Annotated in this window: 4 protein-coding genes; 1 reads left to right on the top strand and 3 read right to left on the bottom strand. The window is 69.3% G+C overall.

Annotation, left to right across the window (positions count from 1 at the left end; translation table 11 throughout):
- The 3 genes from ACK5KK_RS15425 to ACK5KK_RS15415 all read right to left on the bottom strand — a co-directional run.
- Positions 1 to 898: AIR synthase related protein (locus ACK5KK_RS15425; RefSeq protein WP_416890970.1), on the bottom strand; the 898-nt coding region annotated here is incomplete at its 3' end.
- A gap of 130 nt (positions 899 to 1,028) precedes the next feature.
- Positions 1,029 to 1,634 carry a hypothetical protein gene (locus ACK5KK_RS15420; protein WP_416890969.1) on the bottom strand — a complete coding sequence of 202 codons (606 nt, stop codon included), beginning with the start codon at positions 1,632 to 1,634 and terminating at the stop codon, positions 1,029 to 1,031.
- A gap of 260 nt (positions 1,635 to 1,894) precedes the next feature.
- The gene (locus ACK5KK_RS15415) at positions 1,895 to 2,281 is read right to left on the bottom strand and encodes a hypothetical protein (protein ID WP_416890968.1); all 387 of its coding nucleotides are present in this window, start codon (positions 2,279 to 2,281) and stop codon (positions 1,895 to 1,897) included.
- A gap of 258 nt (positions 2,282 to 2,539) precedes the next feature.
- Between ACK5KK_RS15415 and ACK5KK_RS15410 the strand changes: the two genes are divergently transcribed.
- A complete protein-coding gene (locus ACK5KK_RS15410) occupies positions 2,540 to 2,878 on the top strand; it encodes a TraR/DksA family transcriptional regulator (protein ID WP_416890967.1) in 339 nt (112 codons plus the stop codon).
- Positions 2,879 to 2,973 lie beyond the last annotated feature (95 nt).

The raw sequence follows: 2,973 nt of genomic DNA, 5'->3' as shown, positions 1-2,973 counted from the left end.
AGAAGCTGATGCCGCTGACCACGCCGTGCACGACGCGGGCCGTGTCGGGGTGGTCGATCGCCCCGAACCGTAGCTGGTCCATCACCGCGACCGGGCGCGCCCCCATCGAGATGATGTCGCGGACGATGCCGCCGACGCCGGTGGCCGCGCCCTGGAACGGCTCGATGTAGCTGGGGTGGTTGTGCGACTCCACCTTGAAGGTGACCGCCCATCCTTCGCCGATGTCGACGACCCCGGCGTTCTGGCCCATGCCGACCATGAGTCGCTCGCGCATCTCGTCGCTGACCTTCTGCCCGAACCGGCGCAGGTAGATCTTGGACGACTTGTACGAGCAGTGCTCGCTCCACATCACCGAGTACATCGCCAGCTCGCCCGACGTGGGGCGGCGGCCGAGGATGCTGCGGATCTCGGCGTACTCGTCGTCTTTGAGCCCGAGCGCGCCGTACGGCTGGTCCTTCTCCGGCGTGGCGACGGCGTTTTCGACGGTGTCTGCGACAGGGGTGCTCACGCGGCGGTGCTCCAGGATATTGCGGGTGCCGGGGGACGCGGCCCAGTCTAGCCGCGCGGCGCCGGGTCTGCGCCTGGCGTCGTCCCATCGGCCGGTCGCGCCGCGGCTGGGCACCGCCCTCAGATCGCGCGGAAGGCCGTCGGGAGGATTACCGACGTGAAGATCGCGACCCGCAGCCTGGCCACGGTAGGCCGCCGCCCCGGAAGCTTCGTCGAGGCCTGCCACGAACGCCTCGCACTCATCGGCCGACCGGTCGAGCAGGAGCTGGAGCAATCCCACGCCTTGCAGGACGCCTGCCAAGATCGCGACATCGTCAGTGACCTCTTCACCGGGAGCCTCGATGACGCGAAGCTCTTCCCGCACGGCCTCGCGCGGCGCGGGATCTCTCACGGTGCTCTTAGAAGTCGTGCGCGCTGGAGTGCTCGCCGTGCTCGTGGGGGTGACCCCGAGGCTCGGTGCCCTGACTCCCCTCAGCGGGTGGGCCTGGGGGTGTGCGAGTGTGTGCGGGCCGGGACGTCGGTCAGCATCCCGGGCCGGTGGGGTCTTCGTCGCAGGTGTGTTCAACGAGGGCGGTGTGGAGTTCATAGACCTGAACGCTGGTCTCAGGGGTGGGGATGTCGAGGAGTCCTGCTACCGGCATCCACCCACTGCCCAGGTCGACCTCGGCGGCGTACCGCACGATCGTGTGGACGGTGTACGTGCCCCGGGTGGAGTAGGTGTGGCTGGTGTCGGTCGCCGTGAACTGCGGTACCCCGAGATCAGCCCAGGTCCGACCCGCGGTGCGCGTGACCTGGAAGGTGTCGTCGCCGTGCACGAACACGTACTCCTCGGGCGTGAACCGCACCGACGCCGGCTGCCCAAACAACTCGCCGGCGACCGTGTGGGCACTGCTCGGAGCCAGCAGATTCGCAGGTAATCCCACCACCCCGATCCCGTCGGGCTCAAGCACGGTGCGGGACTGCTCCGGCGCGAACCGCGCCAGATCGGTCAGTGTGACCGCCGGTATCCCCGGCTCGGTCGGCTCGGTCGGTTCGGGGTCCTCCGGGAGCAGGCCGTCTCCCGCGTTCGCGCGGATACACGTCTCGACGGCCTGTTGCCCCATCCGCGCGTACGCCCGCTCGCACATCCGGGCCTCACCCGTCGGCTGCTGAACCGGGGAAGCGCCATCCGTGACTGGTGCGCCGTCCGGACCTACGACCGGAGGCTGTCCGCCCCCCGCCTGGGTGCTGGCCCGGCCAGGCTCCTGCCGTTGCTGAGTCACCTCGACGGAACCGCCGTCACGGGAAATCGAGCAGTCCGCCCGCCAGGTTGCGCCCTGACAGGAGTTCGCATGAGGGCTCACGGCCATGAGCAATGTCGATGCGAGGCTGACGATCAAGACGACACCTATCCGCTTACGCACAGTGGTTTCCCTTCTCGCGCCGTGATCACGTGGACCTGCGCCCCGTGACTCGATGACGCCGAGGGGACGAATCCCACAGTCAATGACTGGACCGGGGTGCGGTCGGGATCCACCGCCGATCGGCCCTGGACATCCGTCAATTCCACCCTCGACACGTCGAGACAGATCGACAGGAAGACTTCGGTCAAGTCGCTCGACGCCGAACCTCGTTCGGACACCGCGATGATCGACTCACCCGAGACGGTCAAGTGCTCGGCGTGCATTTCGCTCAAGCCCACTCGGTCGGCCTCGTACGCCCGCCCGGTCGACAGGTCGAACACCGGCTCGAAGGTTGCCGGGTCGGCGAGGTCAACGGCGTTCAAGGCGTCCACGTAGGCTCGGTAAGTCGCCTCCGCCGCTGTGAATGCCTCTTCCTCGCTAGCGAAACCCGTCGGGGTCGGTGATGGCTCCGGCTCGGGTGCACACCCTGACACCATCGTGACCGCGACGACCGCCGCCGCGATGAATGCCCGCGTCCGCCCCTCTCCCATGCGTGCGAGAGTACCCGTCGCGCCCACGGCCCGGTCGGCGTTGTCCACAGGCCCGCACTCACACTCACCATCCCGATGCCGACCGCATAGGGTCGGCACATGGATGCCGCGCAGCGACTGCGGGCGCGTGAACGGGATCTGCTCGACCAGCAGTCCCGGCTCACCGACGCCAACGCCGACCTGCGCCGCGATCGCGCCGACGGCACCGCCGACGATGAGCACGACCCGGAAGGCTCCACCCTGTCGGGCGAGTGGCAACGGGTGGATGCCCTGCGTGCGAGCCTCGCCGCCGAGATCGCGAGCGTCCGCCGCGCACAGGTGCGCGTCGCCGACGGCAGCTACGGGGTGTGCGAGGTGTGCGGCCGCGGCATCCCGCCCGCCCGTCTGGAGGCGCGACCGCACGCGGCGACGTGTGTCGACTGCGCCGGCCGAGCGTGAGCGCCCCCGGTCGGCCCGGCGGCTCGCATGCGCCTGCATCCGTTAGCCTGGACGGCATGGGGGAGAGCAGCGCACCTGCACGTCCCACGGCCCTG

The organism is Microbacterium sp. (genome assembly GCF_047972865.1).
Classification (GTDB): domain Bacteria; phylum Actinomycetota; class Actinomycetes; order Actinomycetales; family Microbacteriaceae; genus Microbacterium.
The sequence above is the reverse complement of the archived record's forward strand: the minus strand, read 5'-3'. Positions and strand labels throughout refer to the sequence as shown.